Below are 19983 nucleotides of genomic sequence, written 5' to 3'. Positions count from 1 at the left end.
AGCCGGCGGGGCGCGAACGGGCGTGCGCGCTCGGGTGTTTCGTCTCGCTCCCCGCGCTCAACGACTGCGGGTCGCTCCGGCTGGACCGCGGCTTACGCCGCCTCGCGCGCGAGGAGCGAGCGCTTGACGTCGAGACCCCACGCGAAGCCGCCGAGCGAGCCGTCGGAGCGGAGAACCCGGTGGCAGGGCACGAAGAGCGCGGGGGCGTTGCGCGCGCAGATGGATGCCGCGGCCCGCACGGCGCTCGGCTGGCCGAGCGCCGCCGCGAACTGCGAGTACGTGAGCGGCTCCCCCGGCTCGATGCCGCGCAGCGCGCGCCACCCCGCGAGCTGCAGTTCGGTGCCGGCCTGCGCGACCTCGACCGACGCGATCGCGTCGAGATCACCCGCGTAGTACGCGACGGCGGCGGCCGCGGCATCCGTCTCGCCATCGACGACGGCAGCCGGTCGCAGTCTCGGGGCGATGCGTGCGAGGGCCGCCTCAGGGTCGGCGGTCCACCCCGACGCGAGGACGCGCCCGCGCTCGTCGGCGAGGATCGTGAAGGCGCCGTCGGGGGTGTCGATCGTCTGGATGGTCGCGGTGGTCATGAGTGCTCCTCGAGCGGGTGGTCGGATGCGGGTCGCGCGCGTCGGGGGCGGGTCGCGGGGGCGGCGGCCCACAGGTGGGCCGTGAGGTAGCTGCGCCACGGCGCGGTGCGCGCGGCCCATGCCGTGAGCCCCACGGGGTCGGACGGGATCGCGGATGCCGCGGCGCCTGCGCGTGCCGCGACGTCGCCCGGCAGCAGCACGTCGGGGTCGCCGAGCACGCGCATGCGGACGTAGTCGGCGGTCCACGGGCCGATGCCCGGCATCGCGAGCAGGGCGGCGCGCTGGTCGGCACCGTCGTCGCCCGTCGTGAGCGTCAGACTGCCGTCGGCGAGTGCCGCCGCCGAGCCGAGGAGCGCGCGCGTGCGCGCAGCCGGGCCGCGGAGCACGTCGCTCCCCCGTTCGGCGATCGCCGCCATGGTCGGGAAGAGCAGCGTCGTCTCGCCGAACCCCGTCACGCGCTCGCCGAGCGCTTCGGCGACCGCCGAGAGCGCCGTGCGGGCAGCCGCGACGGTGATCTGCTGGCCCACCATGGCGCGCACGAGCATCTCGTGCGGATCGACGGCTCCGGGCACGCGGATGCCGGGGAGTCGTGCGACGAGCGGAGCCACCTCGGGCTGCGCCGCGAGCGCCTCGTCGACGGCGATGGGGTCGGCGTCGAGGTCGAAGAGCCGTCGAGCCCGGGCCACGAGCGCAGGGAGATCACGGAGGGCCGTGAGCCGCGCGCGCAGGTGCACGCGGCGGGCGTCGTCGAGCCGCAGCTCGAACCACGCGGGGCCGCCGTCGAGGCGCAGCGTGCGGGCGTAGGAGTCGGGGCTCGCGACCTCCATGCCCGGGATCGCACGCGCCGTCATCCACGCGAAGAGCCCCGCCGCGTCGAGCGGCCCGCGATACGGCAGCAGAAGGTCGATCGACCCCGTGACGGCGGCCTCGAGGCCCGAGGCGTCGGGCTGCCCGGACGCCCACGCGCTGCGCCGGCGCCGTGCACGCAGCTCGAGCGGCGGCATCCCGAACACTTCGCGGATCGTGTCGTTGAACTGGCGGACGCTCGCGAATCCGGCTGAGAACGCGACTTCGGATGCCGGCAGGTCGGTGCCGACGAGCAGCATGCGCGCCGTCTGGGCGCGGTGTGCGCGGCTCAGTGCGAGCGGTCCCGCCCCGAGTTCGGTCGTGAGCAGCCTCGTCAGGTGGCGAGGCGAGTAGCCGAGGCGCCGGGCGAGACCCGGCACCCCCTCGCGCTCGACGACCCCGTCGGCGATGAGCCGCATGGCGCGGCCCGCGACGTCGCCGCGGAGGTTCCACTGCGGAGACCCCGGAGCCGCCTCAGGGAGGCATCGCTTGCACGCGCGATAGCCGGCCTCGTGCGCGGCGGCGCTGGTCGGATAGAAGGTGACGTTGGAGGGCTTCGGCGTGCGGGCGGGGCAGCTGGGGCGGCAGTAGATGCCGGTCGAGCGCACCGCCGTGACGAACTGACCGTCGAACCGGACGTCGCGCGAGTCGATCGCGCGGTACCGCTCGTCGAAGGTCATCGCGATGCTCATGCCACTAGCCTGACACGCCCTGCCGACATCGACTGGCGGAAATCGGACACGGCGGTTCGGGCCGCTGACGCGGCATCCCGATTCGCCTCGCGCCACGAGATCAGGTGATCTCACCGGGACAGGAGAAAGCGCCGCGCATCGTCCTGCGCCGGTGACATCACCTGGTCAGGCAACGGCGGCGCGCCGCCGCACGGGCGAGCCCGCCCGGCTCAGTGGAAGAAGTGGCGCTCGCCCGTGAAGAACATCGTGACGCCCGCCTCGCGCGCGGCCTCGATGACCTCCCCGTCGCGCACCGAGCCGCCGGGCTGGATGATCGCCGTGATGCCGGCGTCGATGAGCACCTGGGGGCCGTCGGCGAAGGGGAAGAAGGCGTCGGATGCCGCGACCGAGCCGGCCGCACGATCCCCCGCCCGCTCGACCGCGAGGCGGCACGAGTCGACGCGGTTGACCTGGCCCATGCCGATGCCGACGGTCGCCGAGCCCTTTGCGAGGACTATCGCGTTCGACTTGACGGCGCGGCAGGACTTCCACGCGAAGATGAGGTTCGTCATCTCGTCTTCCGAGGGCTGCTCGCCCGAGACGAGCTGCCAGTCCTTCGCGACCGACTCGATGTCGTCGGGGAAGCGGTCGGCATCCTGCAGCAGCAGGCCGCCGGACAGGAGGCGCACGTCCATGGGCTCCTGCTTCCAGTCGGCGGGGAGCTGCAGGACGCGCAGGTTCTTCTTGAGCTTGAAGACCTCGAGCGCCTCGGGCGCGAAGTCGGGGGCGACGATGACCTCGGTGAAGATGTCGCGGAGGTTCTCGGCCATCTTGAGCGTGATCGTGCGGTTCGCCGCGATGACGCCGCCGAACGCGGAGACGGGGTCGCACTCGTGCGCGCGCAGGTGCGCGCTCGCGATGGGGTCGAGCGCGTTCGGCGCCGCCACGGCGATGCCGCAGGGGTTGGCGTGCTTGATGATCGCGACGGCGGGCTTGACCATGTCGAACGCCGCGCGCAGCGCCGCGTCGGCGTCGACGTAGTTGTTGTAGGACATGCCCTTGCCCTGGAGCTGCGTCGCCTGCGCGATGCCGTGCGCGCCCGCGCGGGTGTAGATCGCGGCGCGCTGGTGCGAGTTCTCGCCGTAGCGCAGCGTCGCGAGCCGCTCGGCCTTGATCGTGAGGTGCTGCGGCAGCTCGGCCTGGCCGAGGGTCTGCTCGGCGAACCACGTCGCGACGGCGCGATCGTACTCGCACGTGTGCGCGAACGCCCGGGCGGCGAGCTCGCGACGCTGGCTCAGCGTCGTGCCGCCCGAAGCCAGCGCGTCGATGAGCGCGGGGTAGGACTCGGGAGAGACGGCGATCGCGACGTTCGCGAAGTTCTTGGCGGAGGCGCGCACCATGGCGGGGCCCCCGATGTCGATCTGCTCGACGACGTCGTCACCCTCGGCGCCCGAGGCGACCGTCTCGACGAACGGGTAAAGGTTGACCACGACGAGCTCGAACGGGTCGATGTGCAGGTCGGCGAGCTGACGCTCGTGGTCCTCGAGGCGCAGGTCGGCGAGCAGGCCCGCGTGCACGCCGGGGTGCAGCGTCTTGACGCGGCCGTCGAGCGACTCGGGGAAGCCCGTGACGCTCGCGACGTCGACGACGTCGATGCCGGCATCCCGGATCAGCGACGCCGATCCGCCCGTCGACACGATCTCGACGCCCTGCGCGGCGAGCGCCTGCGCGAGCTGCAGCAGACCCGTCTTGTCGCTCACCGAGATGAGCGCGCGGCGGATCGCGACGACGTCGCGGTCGCGGTAGAGGGACGGGTCGTGGCTGGGTCCGGCCATGGGGAGGACTCCTCGGGGTGGGGTCGTTCGCGGAAAGTCGGGGCGCCGGGAGCCGGCGGGTCAGGAAGTGGTGGATGCGGCGGCGAGATCGAGCTCGCCGGTCGCGATGCGGCGGACGACGTCGATGAGCAGGCTGCGCTCGACGGGCTTGATCCGCTCGTGGAGGCTGTGCAGGTCGTCGCCGGGCAGGACCGGGACGCGCTCCTGTGCGACGATCGGGCCCGTGTCGACGCCGTCGTCGACGACGATGACGCTCGCGCCGGTCTGGACGACGCCCGCCTCGAGCGCGTCGCGCACGGCGTGGGCGCCGGGGAACTCGGGCAGATACGCGGGGTGCGTGTTGACGATGCGCGGAGCCCACGCCTCGACGACGGCGGGCGGCAGCAGGCGCATGAGACCGCTCAGAACGACGAGATCCGGCTGCCAGACCGCGAGCTGCGCCGCGAGCTCGGCGCCCCACTCGTCGCGCGTGTCGAATTCGCGCCACGGCACGAGGAAGGTCGGGATGCCGTATTCCTCCGCGTGCGCGAAGCCCTCGGCCTCGCGATCGGCGCCGACGACGACGATCCGCGCGGGGTAGCCGGGGTCGGCCGCGGCGTCGAGGAGGGCCCGCAGATTGGAGCCGGTACCCGAGATGAGGACGGCGACCGTGAGCACCCGCCTAGTCTACCGACGCGCGCTCGCCGCCCGCGCCGCGCCGCTTCACGGCAGGTCGATAGGAGCCGTGTCGGCGTCGGGATCGACCGGCTCAGGGCCGGGAGCCGGGGCCTTCGGGCTCGAAACAGGCGGGGTCTGAGCAGGCGGGGTCGGGGCGGGCGTGGTCGGGACCTTCGGGCTCGGGGCCGGCTCGCTCGGGGCCCCGGGCGCCGAACTCGGGGCCGCGGCCGGCGGCTTCGCGCTCGGAGCAGGTCCGGGCGCGACCGACGGCCCCGGGAACGCCGGCGACCCCTGCGGGCGGTCCGGCTGCGGCAGAGGGTCCTTGGTGCGGTCCACGAGGGATGCCGGAACCGCCGCGAGCGCGGTGGCCCACGCGGGCGGCTCCGATTCGGCGGGCGAGGCGGGAGCCGCATCGGGCACGGGGGGCGCTGCCGCAGCGTCGGGCGCTGTCGCATCCCCCTGCGCTTCTCGGTCCGCCGCCGACCGCGACGACAGCAGCAGGATCGACGCGCCGACGAGCACTTGGAGCCCGACCGCGAGTGCGACGGGCCCGGGCTCGGGGCCGAACTCCGCGAGGCGCCCCGGACCGATCGAGCCCGACGCGAACACCGCGAGCAGCGCCGCCGACCCCGCGCTGAGCAGAGCGATCGCGACCGCGACGACGAGCCGGGGCAGGAGCGGCTCGGCGAGCGGGGCAGGCGCCCACGCGAACGTCGGCGCGGCGGAAGGCGTGTCGGGGGTCTCTGCGGCGACGGCGGGTGCGGCATCCGTCTCCCTCGCCGTCGTGTCTGCCGCGGCCGCCGATGCGCTCGTCGCGCGAGGACGGGCCAGGAGCTCCTCGAGCGCCGCGCGGCGGGCTTCGTCGGTCGGGTCGAGGTCGTCCGGTTCGGGTGCAACGGGGGTCGAGGATGCCGGGTCGGACAGCGCCTCCACCTTGCGCGCCCGCGCCGGCTTGCGCGCCCGCGCGCGAGGCGCGATGCCCGCCGCCGCGAGCAGGTGCGAGCGGGCGATCCACCCCGCGAGCGCCCCGACCCCGATCGGCAGGAGGACGACGAGCAGGAGCCACGGACTCGACGACTCGGGCACGAGCCCGAACGCGGGGATCCCGGGCAGCACTCCCACCTGCGTGCCCGAGGGCGAGACGGCGGTGTCCGTGCCCACCGCGAAGCCGGGTCCCGCGACGAACGACAGGCCCCAGACGACGAGCGTCGGGAGGTACGCGAACTGGGCGAGCGTCATGACGACGACCCCGAGCGCGTCGAAGTTGCCCGCCTGATAGAGCGCGACGATGTCCCCCGCGCGCAGGACGATCGCGGCGGCCAGCGAGAGTGCGCCCGCGCCGACGAGTCCCGCGACCGCTGCGGCGGAGGCGCGCACCGAGACGCCCGGGACGGCGCCCCACCATCCGGGCCACGCCTCGACGCGGTCGCGCAGCCGCGCGAGTGCGCCGTACCCCGCCTCCCGCCATTCCGTCGCGACGGCTCCCGCGAGCGCGGGCACGGCGAACAGGAGCGTCGGGAAGAGCACGGCCTGCCACACGGCGGCGGTCGCGACGGAGTTCTGCGCGCTCACGGCGATGAGCGCCGAGAGCGCGGCGATCACGACGGTGCCCGTCAGGACGCCCGTGAGCCACGCATCGGCGCGGGACGCGCGGGCGCCCGATCGCGCCGCGAAGATCGCCGTGAAGGTCGCGAAGGCGAGCGGGGCGAGCGAGAGGGCGAAGGATGCCGCGTCCTCAGAGACCCCGGCGGCGGCGAGGTAGTCGCCGGGCAGCGAGAGGGCGAGCGGGACGAGGTGCCCCAGCTGCCACACCGCGGCGCTCGCGGGCCACAGGGCGCCCCAGTCGGCGGTGTCGCCGAGGGCGACGACCCACAGGACCGTGAACGGAGCGAGCACCGCCGCGACCCCCGCGGCGACCGCGATGGCGGCGTCGAAGGCGGAGAGGAGGGCGACGATGAGGCGATGCATGCGACTTTCGACCCTACCCAGCGCCTCCGGGCGTGCCGGACGACCACGCCTGTGTCCAGCGGATCCCCGGCTCAGCGCGCGGAGCACCCGGCTCCGGATGGCGCGGCCCCCGCGGGCTATGCCTCGTGGGGCTCCAGGAGGAAGACCGCGATGAGGCGGTCCGTCTTGGTCTGGTAGTTCGCGTAGTCGGGCCACGTCTCGAGCGAGCGCGCCCACCATTCGTCGCGCTCGTCGCCCGCGAGCTCGCGCGCCGTGTAGTCGCGCTTGTCGGCGCCGTCCTGCAGCTCGACGTGCGGCTGCCGGCGCATGTTGCCGGCCCACTTCGGCTCGTCGGGTGCTCCGCCCTTCGACGCCACGACGGCGTAGCGGCCGCCATGCTCGACGCGCATGAGAGCCGTCTTGCGGAGCGCGCCCGTGCTCGCCCCGACCGTCGTCAGCACGATGATGGGCCGGCCGCGCAGAAGGTTCGCGCGCTCCCCCTCGCTCGCCTCGAAGGCCTCCGCCTGCTTGCGGGCGTGGTCGGACGTGGACGGTGCGTATTCTCCCGTGAGCGGCATGGCCCCACACTAACCGCGCCCGCGACGACGAGGCCCGTTGTGCGACTAGCGTCTTCTGCGGAGGTTCCCCCGTGAGCACAGCACCATCGACCGAATCCCAGGTCACCCCGCAGGAGCGAGGAGCGCTCGACCGCTTCTTCGAGATCACGCGCCGCGGATCGACGCCCGCCGCCGAAGTGCGCGGCGGCCTCGTCACGTTCGTGACGATGGCCTACATCGTCATCCTCAATCCGATCATCCTGTCGAGCGGGACGGATGTCGCGGGCGACAGCCTCGGATTCCAGCAGGTCGCCGCCGTCACGGCGCTGACGGCGGGCGTCATGACGATCCTCTTCGGCCTCGTCTCCCGGCTGCCGTTCGCGTTCGCGGCGGGTCTCGGCATCAACTCGTTCCTCGCCGTGAGCGTCGTGGGGCAGGTCACGTGGCCCGAGGCGATGGGCCTCGTCATGATCAACGGCTTCATCATCGTGCTGCTCGCCGCGACGGGCCTGCGGCGGCTCATCTTCGACGCCGTCCCGGTGCAGCTCAAGACCGCGATCACGGTCGGCATCGGCCTCTTCATCGCCTTCATCGGCTTCGTCGACGCGGGATTCGTGACGTCGACGGGCGTCGCGTCACCGCCCGTGGGCCTCGGCATCGAGGGCTCGATCGCGACGATCCCGACGCTCGTGTTCGTCATCACGCTGCTGCTGTGCGCCGTCCTGATGGCGCTGCGCGTCAAGGGCGCGCTGCTGATCGGCCTCGTCTCGGGCACCGTCCTCGCGGTCGTCATCGAGGCCGTCTGGCACATCGGGCCGAAGTCCGGCGCAGACGGCGCGGTGGTGAACCCGGGCGGGTGGTCGCTCTCGGTCCCCGCCCTGCCCGCGAGTTGGTTCAGCGTCCCCGACCTGAGCCTCGTCGGTCAGGTCGACCTCTTCGGCGCCTTCGGACGCATCGGCGGCCTCGCCGCAACGATGCTCGTCTTCACCCTCGTCTTCACGAACTTCTTCGACGCGATGGGCACCATGACGGGCCTCTCGCGCGAGGCGGAGCTCGCCGATGAGAAGGGCGACTTCCCGCGACTGCGATCCGCACTCATCGTCGAGGGCGTGGGCGCCGTCGCGGGCGGCTTCACGTCGTCCTCGTCGAACACCGTGTTCATCGAGTCCGCATCGGGCATCGGCGAAGGCGCGCGCACGGGGCTCGCGAACATCATGACGGGCGCGCTGTTCCTGCTCGCGATGTTCCTGACGCCGCTCACGTCCGTCGTGCCCTCCGAGGTCGCTGCCGCCGCTCTCGTGATCGTCGGCGCGCTCATGATGTCGCAGATCCGCCACGTCGACCTCGGCGACCTGTCGGTGCTCATTCCCGTCTTCCTCACGGTGACGGTCATGCCGTTCACCTACTCGATCGCGAACGGCATCGGCGCCGGGTTCATCTCGTGGGTCGTGATCCGGTCGCTCACGGGCAAGGCGAAGCAGATCAGCCCGCTCCTGTGGGTCGTCGCGGCAGGCTTCGTCATCTATTTCGCACGCGGGCCGATCGAGGCCGCGCTCGGCGCCTGACACGCGAACAAGAGGGGGACGGATGCTCCCCACGCCCACTCCACGCATCGCTGCGCGCTGCGCGGAGCCTCCGGGCGCGTGGGCCCGAGCATCCGTCCCCCTCTTCTGTCGGTGCTTACAGCGAAGCGATGATCTCGCGCATGAGAGCGGCGGTCTCGGACGGCGTCTTGCCGACCTTGACACCGGCGGCCTCGAGGGCCTCCTTCTTCGCCTGCGCCGTGCCCGCCGAGCCCGAGACGATGGCGCCCGCGTGGCCCATCGTCTTGCCCTCGGGAGCAGTGAAGCCCGCGACGTAGCCCACGACGGGCTTCGTGACGTTGGCCTTGATGAAGTCGGCCGCGCGCTCTTCGGCGTCGCCGCCGATCTCGCCGATCATGACGATCGCCTTGGTCTCGGGGTCGGCCTCGAACGCCGCGAGGGCGTCGATGTGCGTCGTGCCGATGATGGGGTCGCCGCCGATGCCGATGGCCGTCGAGAAGCCGATCTCGCGCAGCTCGTACATCATCTGGTAGGTCAGCGTGCCCGACTTCGACACGAGGCCGATCGGTCCCTTGCCGGTGATGTTGGCGGGCGTGATGCCGACGAGCGACTCGCCGGGCGTGATGATGCCGGGGCAGTTCGGCCCGATGATGCGGGTCGTGTTCCCCTTCGACTGCGCGTAGGCCCATGCCTCGGCCGTGTCGCCGACGGGCACGCCCTCGGTGATCACGACGAGCAGCGGGATCTCGGCGTCGATGGCCTCGACCATCGCGCTCTTCGTGAAGGCGGGCGGCACGAACGCGATCGACACGTCGGCGCCGGTCGAGGCCATGGCCTCGGCGACGGTCGCGAAGACGGGCAGCTCGACGGCGTTGCCGTCGGCGTCGTGGTGCAGCACGGTCGTGCCGGCCTTGCGGGCGTTGACGCCGCCGACGACCTGCGTCCCGGCCTTGAGCATGAGGGCTGTGTGCTTCGTGCCCTCACCGCCCGTGATGCCCTGGACGATGACCTTGGAGTCCTTGTTGAGGAAGATCGACATGTTCTGGGTCCTTATGCGTTCGCGAGCTCGGCGGCCTTGTCGGCGCCTTCGTCCATGGTCTCGGCAAGGGTGACGAGGGGGTGGTTCGCGTCGCGGAGGATCGCGCGCCCCTCTTCGACCTTGTTGCCGTCGAGGCGCACGACGAGCGGCTTGGTCGCGGTGGAGCCGAGCTCGGCGAGCGCGCCCACGATGCCCTTGGCGACGGCGTCGCACGCTGTGATGCCGCCGAAGACGTTGACGAAGACGCTCTTGACCTGCGGGTCGCCGAGGATGACGTCAAGGCCCGCGGCCATGACCTCGGCCGAGGCGCCGCCGCCGATGTCGAGGAAGTTGGCGGGCTTGACGCCGCCGTGGTTCTCACCCGCGTAGGCGACGACGTCGAGCGTCGACATCACGAGGCCCGCGCCGTTGCCGATGATGCCGACCTGGCCGTCGAGCTTGACGTAGTTGAGGTCGTTCTCCTTGGCCTTCGCCTCGAGCGGGTCGGCGGCGTCCTTGTCCTCGAGGAGCGCGTGCCCGGCGTGACGGAACTCGGCGTTCTCGTCGAGCGAGACCTTGCCGTCGAGGGCGATGATCTCGCCGTCCTCGGACAGGATGAGCGGGTTGACCTCGACGAGCGTCGCGTCCTCGCCCTTGTAGACCTGGAAGAGCTTGACGAAGACGGCAGCGACCTTGGGGGCGAGTTCGTCGTCGAAGTTCGCGGCCTTCGCGATCTCGAGGGCCTTGGCCTCGTCGATGCCCGTGAGCGGGTCGACCTCGACGCGGGCGAGCGCCTCCGGGCGCTCCACGGCGAGCTCTTCGATCTCCATGCCGCCCTCGACGCTCGCGAGCGACAGGTAGGAGCGGTTCGCGCGGTCGAGCAGCACCGAGAAGTAGTACTCCTTGTCGATGCGGGCGCCCTGGGCGACCATCACGCGCTTGACGATGTGGCCCTTGATGTCGAGGCCGAAGATGGCCTTCGACAGCTCATAGGCCTCTTCGGGTGTTTTCGCGACCTTCACGCCGCCGGCCTTGCCGCGACCGCCGGCCTTGACCTGGGCCTTGACCACGACGACTCCGCCGATCTTCTCGGCCGCTGCACGCACCTCCTCCGGCGTGTCTGCGACGATGCCGGCAAGCACCGGCACCTCGTACTTCTCGAACAGATCGCGTGCCTGATACTCGAACAGATCCACAGTGCAGTCCTTCGCTGGGGGCGAATGTGGGAAAGATGGCCCGGAAGATCTCTTGATGTCAAGAGACCGGCCAATCCCCTAGCGTACTACCGCGCGCCGGGCGGCCCGTTCCCGCACATACCGGACAACCCGCCGGATCAGTTCCGATCAGGATGCCGGATCGACGCAGATGCCGCGGCGCCGGCATCCGCTCCCTGCGCGGTCTCGGCGGGCGGCCTGGCAGGCGTGCGCCTCGGCGCGACGGCCCCCGCGAGCGAGGCGAGGAGCGCCGCCGTGAGCAAGCCGGTGCCGAGCATCTCGTCCCCGAGCAGGAGGGGGGCGTTGAGATCGACCCCCGCGTCGGGATCGCGGGCGAGGGCCCCGAAGGCGAGCACCGTGACACCGAAGAGCGCGTTGGCGATGAAGAGGAGGACTCGGCTCGACCGCGGGTAGCGACGAGACGTCCCATTCGCCCGGCCGCCGCCGGTGAGCAGCGCCCACACGAATCCGAAGAGCAGGAAGGCCGACCCGGCGAACCCGAAGGCCCACTTCAGCGGATCCTCGACGAACGTGCGCTGGTCGAACAGGGCCGCGATGAGCAGGGCCACGCCGATCGCGGCGCCCCGCGCCGGAGTGAGGCGTCTGCGCACGATCCAGGCGGTCAGAAGCGCGAGGGCGGCAACGGTGATGACGACGGTGAGGGCGAAGCCCACCCACATCAGGCGTTCGAGTCCCGCGAGCGCGAGCGCTGACATCGCGACGACGACGACGCCCATCGACGCGTACAGCTCCGGCGTGGTTGTCCGCCCCTGGCGCGCGGCGCGGGCGGCGACCACGAGCAGTGCGAGGCCGATCGCGAGGCGCAGCCCCCACGTGACCGTCCGACCGCCGATGGCGTCGGCGAGCGCGGTGGGGGGCGCCGCGATCCCGTCGTCGAACGTGACCGTGAACAGGATCGACGTCAGCATGTACAGGACCGTCGTGGGGAGGATGCCGACGACCAGCAGTGCCGCGATCCCCTGCGAGATCTCGCCGAACCGCGATTCGAGCGCGGCCGTCTCCGGAGGCGCGGACGATCCGCGCAGGCGCGCGACGAGGGCCCAGGAGCCCGCGACGGCGACCACCAGGAGGGTCGCCGTCAGGAAGGGCACGGCCTCCGTCGCCTCGCCCGAGGCGAAGCCGGCGACCATCGCCCACAGCCGCCACAGCACGAGGGCGCCCAGCAGCGCCGCGCCCACGGCGACCGGCAGGTGCCGGCGCACCGAGGCCGCCGACTGCGTCGCCATCGCGCACGAGAGCTGCGCCACCGCGGCGCCCGCGGCGAGGGCGGCGGGATAGGCGAGGGGTGCGAGATTCTGCATGAGCGAGGCGAGGGTCACGGGCCCCGCCTCGATCCCGAAGGCCGCCGCCGCGCGCGTCATGTTCCACGCGGGCACGCCGATCCCGATCGTGATGAGGACGAAGACGGCCGCGAACTCGCCCCACGCGTACCGGCGGCGCCGGCGCACGACGAACAGCACCCAGAGTCCCGCGACGGCCACGACCGCGGCGACGCGACCTGGGGTGACCGCGCTGTCCAGCGACGTGTCGGTCACACCGGTCGACACGATCACGAGAGTCGAGAGCGCCGTGACGATGATGCCGAGCCACAGCGGAACCCGGACGGCGGCCGTCTGTGCGAGCGAGAGGGCGAGCACGACGAGCGCGAGGATCGGGCCGACCGTCCACGCCGGGAGCGACAGCGCATACGTGCCCGCCGAGGCGGTCAGTTCACTCGCTTCGCGGATCGCGCCCGCGGCGACGACCGCGACGGCGGCGAGCACGTATCCCGCGAGCGCGATGGCGATCACGGGGCCGAGGCCCCTCGGCCAGCGCTCGATGCGCAGGCGCCCCTCGCGTACGGGACCGACGACGACGTGTCCGATGAAGTCGCGCACGACTCCGACGACCGGCCGCACGACGGCGCGCACGCGCCCTGCGGCGGTCACCGCCCCACCTTCACGATCCCGGCCTTGCCGTCGAGCATCCACACGGCGTTGGTCGCGGCGGTGAGGTAGCGGTACGAGCCGAGCGATTCGGCCGGGACGGGCCAGGTCGCGGCATCCGTGCCGTCCGAGCCGATCAGACGGATGCTCGACCCGCCGGCGGCGACGAGCGAGGTGCCGTCGCTCGTCATCGCGGTCGCCCGCGGCGCCCGCCAGCGGATCCCGCCGTCCTCCGCGCTCATCGCCACGAGGTCCTCCCAGGTCTGCGCGACGACGAGGTCGCCCACGATCGCGAGGTCGTCCAGGCCCGTGCCCACCCCGGTCTTCCACAGGGTCGCGCCGGTGACGGGATCGAGGCGCTCGATGCCGTCGTCGCGGGCGACGAAGATCGACTCGGCATCGGCGGCGAGGGCGTCGGCCTTCCAGTCGTCGGCTCCGGTCCAGACGACGGAGCCGTCCGTCAGGTCGACGGCCGCGAGGCTGCCGACCCTGTCGCCGGCCACCGCGAGGGACCCCGACACCGCGAGCGTCTCGAGCCCGTCCGCGGACACGTCGGCCACCCAGCGGTCCTCCCCCGTGGCCGCGTCCACGAGGCGCACGCTGCCGTCGAGCCCGGCGACCACGAAGCAGTTCGCGCCGCCGGCGAGCGGGGCGGTGACGACGAGGTCCGGCGTCGAGCGCGTCCAGACGCGATCGCCGCGCGCCGTGTAGGCGATGAGGTCGCGCCGTGATGTCGCCACGATGAGCACCTCGCCCTGCGACCCCATCGCTGTGACGTCGCCGCCGGGCCCCAGCATCCGAGCGACGAACAGGCCCTGCGCGTCCTCTTCGAACAGGTTCAGGTCGGCCGAGTTCGCATCGGCCACCGCCAGACGCGATCCGACCATCACCGGGTTCAGGGCGGGCGTCGTCGTGAAGGCCGTGTCACCCCACACGGAGTCGGCCAGACGCGCCGCGACGGGGGCGGCATCCCAGTGCTCCGGATGCTGCCACGACGGCACCCGTCCGCCGAGCTGGATGGCCACGTGGGGCTCTTCTGCGTGCGAGATCGTGACGGGCTCGAACCCGTCGACGGCTCCCGTGCTCGCGACGACCCCCTCGCCGGGGCACCACAGGGACGTCTGACGGTAGATGAGGTCGTCGCCCTCGTCAGGGGTGAGTGTCAGGGTGGACGCCGTCTCGAGGCATCCGTCCTCGGCGTATGGGGCGAGCGCGGGGTCTTCGGGTTCGCGCGCGGTGGAGTCGGCGGAGTACGCGTACAGGGCCGAGAACGGCATGCCGTCGGCGCCCAGTCCGGCCCAGACGCTGTCGCCCTCGCTCGACCACTCCGCTCCGCGCTCGACGTCGGCGGGCAGCACGAGCAGTCCCGGCACGAAGACGGAATCGGTGGGGAAGCCGATGGCGGCGATCTGGCGGATCCCGTCTCCGCCGACGCTGAACAGCTCTCGCGGAATGCCGCCGGCGCGCCCCGCCTCGGGCCCCGAATACACCCCCCAGTGCGGGACGGACACGGCATCGGCGGGATAGCCGCCGACGGCGATCTCGTACGCGGTCTCGGGCAGCGCGAACAGCGCGGAAAGGCCCGGCGCGCGCCGATGCTCATGCTGCGCGACTCCCCCGGGCATCTGCGACCACCCGGCCGTGCCATCACGGGGGGTGAAGGCCGCCGCCGCACCCCCTGCCGTCGACGCGCGCACATCCGTCGCCGCGACGAGGGCGAGCGTGCCGACCGCGACCACTCCGCAGAGGACGGCGGCCGGGACGATGCGCCGACGACGCCGCCGCGAGACCTGCCCCGCCCCCGGCATGCCGTCAGGATAGGGCCGCCTCCCCGTGCGCGAACGCAGGCGCGCATTAGGCTCTGCACATGAGCGACACCGCCTCCATTCCGACTGCGCAACACGCGGTGGTCGCCGCCGCGCTGGACCTGTTCGCCGAGCAGGGGTTCGAGGCGACATCCGTCGAGCAGATCGCGCAGGCCGCGGGCATCTCGCGCTCGACCTTCTTCCGCCAGTTCGGCGGCAAGGACGACGTCGTCTTCGCCGACCACGAGCTCATCCTCGAGGGGCTGCGGGCCTACCTCGCCCAGCCGCACGAGAACCCGTGGGCGGCCGTGTGCGAAGCATCCATCCGCGTCTTCCGCCAGTTCACGGCGGACCCCGAGCTCGCGCGACGTCGCTATGCGATCGTGCGCGGCGTGCCGGCCCTGCGCGAGCGCGAGATCGTCACGGTGTTCCGGTACGAGCGGCTCTTCGACGAGTACCTGCGCGAGTCGCTCCCCGGTATCGACCCGATCGACGCCGTCGGCTTCGCCGCGGTCGTGACGGCGATCCACAACCATGTCCTGCGCCAGCTTCTGCGCAGCACCAAGCGTGTGCCCGTGGCCGAGCTGCGCCGCGCGCTCGACGAGGCGATGCGCCGGTTCGGGGTGGCCCCCGAGGGGACGGATGCCGCTCCCGACGACCTCGTCGTCGCAGTCTTCCCGCGCCGCATGCCGAAGGCCGAGATCGCGCGGCGGCTCGGCGAGCACCTCGCCTGAGCGCGTCCTTCGAACGCCTCACCGCGCGCGCCGGGCGGCGCCTCACCCACCGTGGCTGATTCCCGCCCGGGCGCTCGGAGCGCAGAGTAGGTTCGAGCCATGAGCACCGTGGACGCCTCGCCCGCAGCCCCCTGGTTCGCCCAGGACGCCGCCGCCGTCACCTCCTCCCTCGACACCGACCGGGAACGCGGACTGACGCAGGCCGAGGCGAGCAAGCGCCTCGCCGCGCACGGGCCCAACTCGATCCCCGCCGAGCCCTCGCCCTCGATCTGGCAGGTCGCCTGGTCGCAGGTCATCGACCCGATGAACGTCATGCTCATCGCCGTCGCGGTCATCAGCCTCTTCATCGGCCAGGTGAGCGTCGGCATCCTCGTCGGCGTGCTCGTGATCCTCAACGTCGTCATGGGCGCCCGCCAGGAGCTCAAGGCCAAGGCGTCCGTCGACGCACTCTCCAAGATGCAGATCCCGCAGGCGCGAGTCATCCGCGACGGCGCGCTCGTGCAGGTCGAGGCCGCGACGCTCGTCCCCGGCGACATCGTCGTGTTGGAGGCGGGCGAGATCGTCCCGGCCGACGGTCGCATCCTGCGCTCGGCGACCCTCGAGACGCAGGAAGCGGCACTCACGGGCGAGAGCGCGCCGATCCCGAAGGATGCCGAGACGCTCGCCGACCCCGAGACGACCCTCGGCGACCGCGCCAACATGGTGTTCCAGAACACGCAGGTGACCCGCGGGACCGCGACCGTCGTCGTGACCGACACGGGCCTGCAGACCCAGATGGGTCAGATCGCGTCGATGCTCTCGGCGGTCAAGCCCGCCAAGTCGCCGCTGCAGCGCGAGCTCGACTCGCTCACGGGCGTGCTCGGCTGGATCGCGTGGGGAGCCGTCGCGATCATCGTCATCACGGGCCTCGTGCGCGGCCAGGAGATCACCTCGGTGATCCTGCTCGGCATCTCGATGGCGATCTCGGCCATCCCGACCGGCATGCCCTCCTTCGTGCAGGCGATGCTGTCGTTCGGCTCGCGGCAGCTCGCCGAGCACAACGCGGTCGTCAAGAACCTCACCGACGTCGAGACGCTCGGCGCGACGAGCGCCATCAACTCCGACAAGACCGGCACGCTCACGATGAACGAGATGACGGTCGAGTCGCTCTACCTCGCGGGCGAGTGGTTCTCGGTCGCCGGCAGCGGCTACGAGAAGTCGGGCGAGATCCGCCGCGTCGCCGGCACGCCGAACCCCGACTTCACGACTCTCGCACTCGGGCTGACGCTGTGCAGCGACGCGACGGTGTCGGACGACGGCGTCGTCATCGGCGACCCGACCGAGGCCGCGCTGGTCGTGCTCGCCGCCAAGATGGGCGCCGATGCCGAGCTCACGCGGGCCAAGTTCCCGCGTGCGGCCGAGGTGCCCTTCGACTCCGAGTACAAGTTCATGGCGACCTTCCACGAGGTCCCGCGGGACGGCGCCGTCCAGCTCATCGAACTCGTCAAGGGCGGACCGGATGTCGTCCTCGAGCGCTGCGCGACGGTGCTCACCGCCGACGGTCCGGTGCCGATCGAGACGCAGCGCCAGGCCGTCCTCGACGCCAACCGCAGCCTCTCGGAGCAGGGCCTGCGCGTGCTCGCCTTCGCGTTCCGCCGCTTCGAGCCCGGCACGGCGATCCCCGCCGACCCGATGGCCGAGGTGAAGGACCTGACCCTCGCGGGACTCGTCGGCATCATCGACCCGCTGCGCCCCTCCTCGAAGGAAGCCGTGCGCATCGCGCGCGAGGCGGGCATCGAGGTGCGCATGATCACGGGCGATCACGCCATCACGGCGGCGGCGATCGGCGCCAAGCTCGGCCTCGGGACGGGTGCCGCGAGCGGCGCCGAGATCCAGGCCATGAGCGACGACGAGCTCAAGGCGAAGCTCCCCGAGCTGCACGTCTTCGGACGCGTCACGCCGGAAGACAAGCTGCGCCTCGCGCGCCTCATGCAGGAGACCGGCGATGTCGTCGCGATGACCGGGGACGCCGTCAACGACGCCGCCGCGCTCAAGCAGGCCGACATCGGCGTCGCGATGGGTTCGGGCAGTGAGGTGACGAAGCAGGCGGGCAAGATGATCCTCGTCGACGACAACTTCGGCACTCTCGTCACCGCGGTGCGCCTCGGCCGCGCGATCTACGACAAGATCGTCAGCTACGTCCGCTACCAGATGTCGCAGCTCTTCTCGCTCGTGCTGCTCTTCCTCGTCGCGAGCCTGTTCGACATCAACAGCGGCGTGCCCCTGCAGCCGATCATGATCCTGTTCCTGAACTTCTTCGTGTCGATCTTCCCGGTGATCGTGATCCTGCAGGATCCCGTGCCGGACGGCATCATGCAGAAGCCCCCGCGCGACCCGAAGAAGACCATCGCCAACGGCGGAGCCGTCATCCTGTGGTTCGTCTACGGCGGCCTGCTGTTCCTCATGACCCTCATCCCGCTGCTGCTCTACCCCGAGGACCTCAGCCCCACCGAACCGAACTTCCCCGTGACGATGACCTTCGTCGTGGCCGCGTTCGGTGCGATCCTCGGCGGCCTCGCGATGCGTCGCGACCCCGAGAACGGCCTGTCGGCGCCGATCCTCTCGGCCGTCAAGTGGCTCTCGATCCCGCTCGCCCTGACCGTCGCCGCCGTGGAGATCCCGTTCATGCAGAACCTCATCCTCACGACGTCGCTCACCGGTCAGCAGTGGCTCATCGCCATCGGCCTCGCACTCGTCGTGCCGCTCTTCGTGGAGGTCGAGAAGCTCATCCGCCGACGCCGCATCGCCAAGCGGGCGCTCGCCGCCTGAGAGCGCGACGAGGGTGCCGGGCGCCGGCACCCTGTCTGCTCGGTGAGACTGAGTCCTACCGCATGTGACATTCAGTCCCATTAGAATCGAGGCATGACCGACTTCCGCGCGCGCCCGGGCGAGAACACCGAGGGCTACGACGTCACCCGTCGCCTCGGCACCGACTACTACGCCGTGTTCGCCGACATCCCCGAGGCAGACCGTGCCGTCTGGGAAACCGCGCAGTCGTTCGTCGACGAGGTCGGCGACCGGATGCTGGACGCCTGGGATCGCGCGGAGTACCCGCTCGACCTCGCGCAGCGGCTGGGCGAGCTCGACCTGCTGAACGACGGGATCGAGCATCCGTCCCTCACGCACTTCTCCCCTCTCGCAGCGGGCCTCGTCAACATGGAGATCTCGCGCGGCGACGGCTCGCTCGGCACCGTCATCGCGGTGCAGGGCGGGCTCGCCCTGCGCACGCTCGCCCTCTTCGGCAGCCCCGAGCAGCAGGAGCGCTGGCTGCAGCCCATCGCGCGCCTCGAGGTGCCGGCTGCCTTCGCCCTGACGGAGCCCGACCACGGCTCGGACTCCGTGTCGCTCGAGACGACCGCGCGGCGCGACGGCCTGAAGTGGGTCCTGAACGGTGCGAAGAAGTGGATCGGCAACGGCGCCTCGGGCGGCGTCACGTTCGTCTGGGCGCGCGTGGACTCCCCCGGCTCGCCCGACCACGAGCGCGTGCGCTGCTTCCTCGTGGAGCAGGAGCGCGCCGGCTACACAGGCACGGTCATCACCGGCAAGGCGTCGCTGCGCGGCATCCATCAGGCCCACATCGTCCTCGACGACGTGCGCGTGGCCGCCGACGCCGTGCTTCCGGGCGCGACGTCGTTCAAGGATGCCTCGACCGTGCTCTACTCGACCCGCTCGGGCGTCGCGTGGTCGGCACTCGGGCACGCGACAGCCTGCTACGAGGCGGCCCTGACGTACGCACAGCAGCGGACGCAGTTCGGCAAGCCGCTCGCGAAGTTCCAGATGGTGCAGGAGCGCCTCGCGCAGATGCTCGAGGAGCTCACGGGCATGCAGCTGTACTGCCGCCACCTCGCCGACCTCGAGCTGTCCGGCGGCCTGCGCCCCACGCAGGCGTCGCTCGCGAAGTACCACAACACGCGCGCCGCGCGGAGGATCGCCGCCACGGCCCGCGACCTCCTGGGCGGCAACGGCATCCTGCTCGAGAACCGCGTCATGCAGCACATGGCCGACATCGAGGCGATCCACACCTACGAGGGCACGGAGTCGATCCAGGCCCTTCTGATCGGCCGCGACATCACGGGGATGAGCGCCTTCGTCTGACGCGCGGCATCCGTCTGGCGCGCGGCATCCGTCTGGTGCGCGGCATCCGTCTGGTGCGCGGCATCCGTCTGACGCGCGGCATCCGTCTGGCGCGCGGCATCCGTCTGGCGCGCGGCATCCGTCTGGTCCGCGTGGGGTGAGCTGGTGCCGGGTGAGGCGTGCGGAGGCGGCAGGTGTTCACCCCGAAGCGCCGGGGCCAAGGCGCGTGGGGTGAGCTCGTGCCGGGTGAGGCCTGCGGAGGCGGCAGGTGCTCACCCCGAATCACCGGGGCCATCGCCCGTGGGGTGAATTCGCGCCGGGTGAGGCCTGCGGAGGCGGCAGGTGCTCGGTTGCGTCCGTCAGAGTGGTGTATCGGTAGCTCGGTGAGCGTGTCGCTGTGAATGGCGACGGTCACCGCGTGATCCTTCGAGGAAACTCCTACATCTCTCTCGAAAGGAACCACGACGATGACCGTCGTACCCAGTATCGATCCTGCTCGCTTCCTTGAA

At 71.8% G+C, this 19983-nt stretch carries 15 protein-coding genes; 4 read left to right on the top strand and 11 right to left on the bottom strand.

The window, feature by feature from the left end; all coding sequences use genetic code 11:
• Positions 1 to 92: 92 nt before the first annotated feature.
• From MJ607_RS18410 to MJ607_RS18385, 6 genes are all read right to left on the bottom strand, one after another.
• Positions 93 to 587 (bottom strand): methylated-DNA--[protein]-cysteine S-methyltransferase, encoded by a 495-nt coding sequence (locus tag MJ607_RS18410; RefSeq protein WP_243077090.1) that lies wholly within the window; start codon positions 585 to 587, stop codon positions 93 to 95.
• Positions 584 to 2125 (bottom strand): AlkA N-terminal domain-containing protein, encoded by a 1542-nt coding sequence (locus MJ607_RS18405; protein WP_243077089.1) that lies wholly within the window; start codon positions 2123 to 2125, stop codon positions 584 to 586. The genes MJ607_RS18410 and MJ607_RS18405 overlap by 4 nt, the downstream gene beginning before the upstream one ends.
• A gap of 209 nt (positions 2126 to 2334) precedes the next feature.
• Positions 2335 to 3939 carry a bifunctional phosphoribosylaminoimidazolecarboxamide formyltransferase/IMP cyclohydrolase gene (gene purH / locus MJ607_RS18400; protein WP_243077088.1) on the bottom strand — a complete coding sequence of 535 codons (1605 nt, stop codon included), beginning with the start codon at positions 3937 to 3939 and terminating at the stop codon, positions 2335 to 2337.
• A 60-nt stretch (positions 3940 to 3999) separates the two neighbouring features.
• Positions 4000 to 4596, bottom strand: coding sequence for a phosphoribosylglycinamide formyltransferase (gene purN / locus MJ607_RS18395; RefSeq protein ID WP_243077087.1), 597 nt, complete (start codon positions 4594 to 4596; stop codon positions 4000 to 4002).
• A gap of 45 nt (positions 4597 to 4641) precedes the next feature.
• Positions 4642 to 6564 (bottom strand): DUF6350 family protein, encoded by a 1923-nt coding sequence (locus MJ607_RS18390; protein ID WP_243077086.1) that lies wholly within the window; start codon positions 6562 to 6564, stop codon positions 4642 to 4644.
• 116 nt (positions 6565 to 6680) lie between these two features.
• Positions 6681 to 7121, bottom strand: coding sequence for a nitroreductase family deazaflavin-dependent oxidoreductase (locus MJ607_RS18385; protein ID WP_243077085.1), 441 nt, complete (start codon positions 7119 to 7121; stop codon positions 6681 to 6683).
• 71 nt (positions 7122 to 7192) lie between these two features.
• On the opposite strand from MJ607_RS18385, the gene MJ607_RS18380 reads away from it, so the two are divergent.
• A complete protein-coding gene (locus MJ607_RS18380) occupies positions 7193 to 8665 on the top strand; it encodes an NCS2 family permease (RefSeq protein WP_243077084.1) in 1473 nt (490 codons plus the stop codon).
• 115 nt (positions 8666 to 8780) lie between these two features.
• On the opposite strand, the gene sucD is transcribed toward MJ607_RS18380, so the two are convergent.
• From sucD to MJ607_RS18360, 4 genes are all read right to left on the bottom strand, one after another.
• Positions 8781 to 9683, bottom strand: a complete 903-nt coding sequence (gene sucD / locus MJ607_RS18375) for a succinate--CoA ligase subunit alpha (RefSeq protein ID WP_243077083.1) — start codon at positions 9681 to 9683, stop codon at positions 8781 to 8783.
• 11 nt (positions 9684 to 9694) lie between these two features.
• Entirely contained in the window at positions 9695 to 10858 is a 1164-nt protein-coding gene (gene sucC, locus MJ607_RS18370) for an ADP-forming succinate--CoA ligase subunit beta (RefSeq protein ID WP_243077082.1), read from the bottom strand.
• Positions 10859 to 10995: 137 nt separating this feature from the next.
• A complete protein-coding gene (locus tag MJ607_RS18365; RefSeq protein ID WP_243077081.1) occupies positions 10996 to 12825 on the bottom strand; it encodes a hypothetical protein in 1830 nt (609 codons plus the stop codon).
• Positions 12822 to 14630 (bottom strand): PQQ-binding-like beta-propeller repeat protein, encoded by a 1809-nt coding sequence (locus tag MJ607_RS18360; protein WP_243077080.1) that lies wholly within the window; start codon positions 14628 to 14630, stop codon positions 12822 to 12824. Before MJ607_RS18360 ends, MJ607_RS18365 begins: the two co-directional genes overlap by 4 nt.
• Before the next feature lie 59 nt (positions 14631 to 14689).
• Here MJ607_RS18360 and MJ607_RS18355 point away from each other — a divergent pair, with 59 nt between their 5' ends.
• The 3 genes from MJ607_RS18355 (at position 14690) to MJ607_RS18345 (ending at position 19495) form a co-directional block, all read left to right on the top strand.
• Positions 14690 to 15361, top strand: coding sequence for a TetR/AcrR family transcriptional regulator (locus MJ607_RS18355; protein WP_243077079.1), 672 nt, complete (start codon positions 14690 to 14692; stop codon positions 15359 to 15361).
• 99 nt (positions 15362 to 15460) lie between these two features.
• Complete coding sequence (locus MJ607_RS18350; protein WP_243077078.1) at positions 15461 to 18169, top strand: cation-transporting P-type ATPase; 2709 nt, start codon at positions 15461 to 15463, stop codon at positions 18167 to 18169.
• 93 nt (positions 18170 to 18262) lie between these two features.
• A complete protein-coding gene (locus MJ607_RS18345; RefSeq protein WP_243077077.1) occupies positions 18263 to 19495 on the top strand; it encodes an acyl-CoA dehydrogenase family protein in 1233 nt (410 codons plus the stop codon).
• Here MJ607_RS18345 and MJ607_RS18340 read toward each other — a convergent pair.
• Entirely contained in the window at positions 19423 to 19695 is a 273-nt protein-coding gene (locus tag MJ607_RS18340; RefSeq protein ID WP_243077076.1) for a hypothetical protein, read from the bottom strand. The genes MJ607_RS18345 and MJ607_RS18340 overlap by 73 nt on opposite strands.
• Positions 19696 to 19983 lie beyond the last annotated feature (288 nt).

The organism is Microbacterium sp. SS28 (assembly GCF_022761035.1).
Classification (GTDB): domain Bacteria; phylum Actinomycetota; class Actinomycetes; order Actinomycetales; family Microbacteriaceae; genus Microbacterium.
Note: the sequence above shows the minus strand (reverse complement) of the source record. Positions and strands in the feature narration are given on the sequence as shown.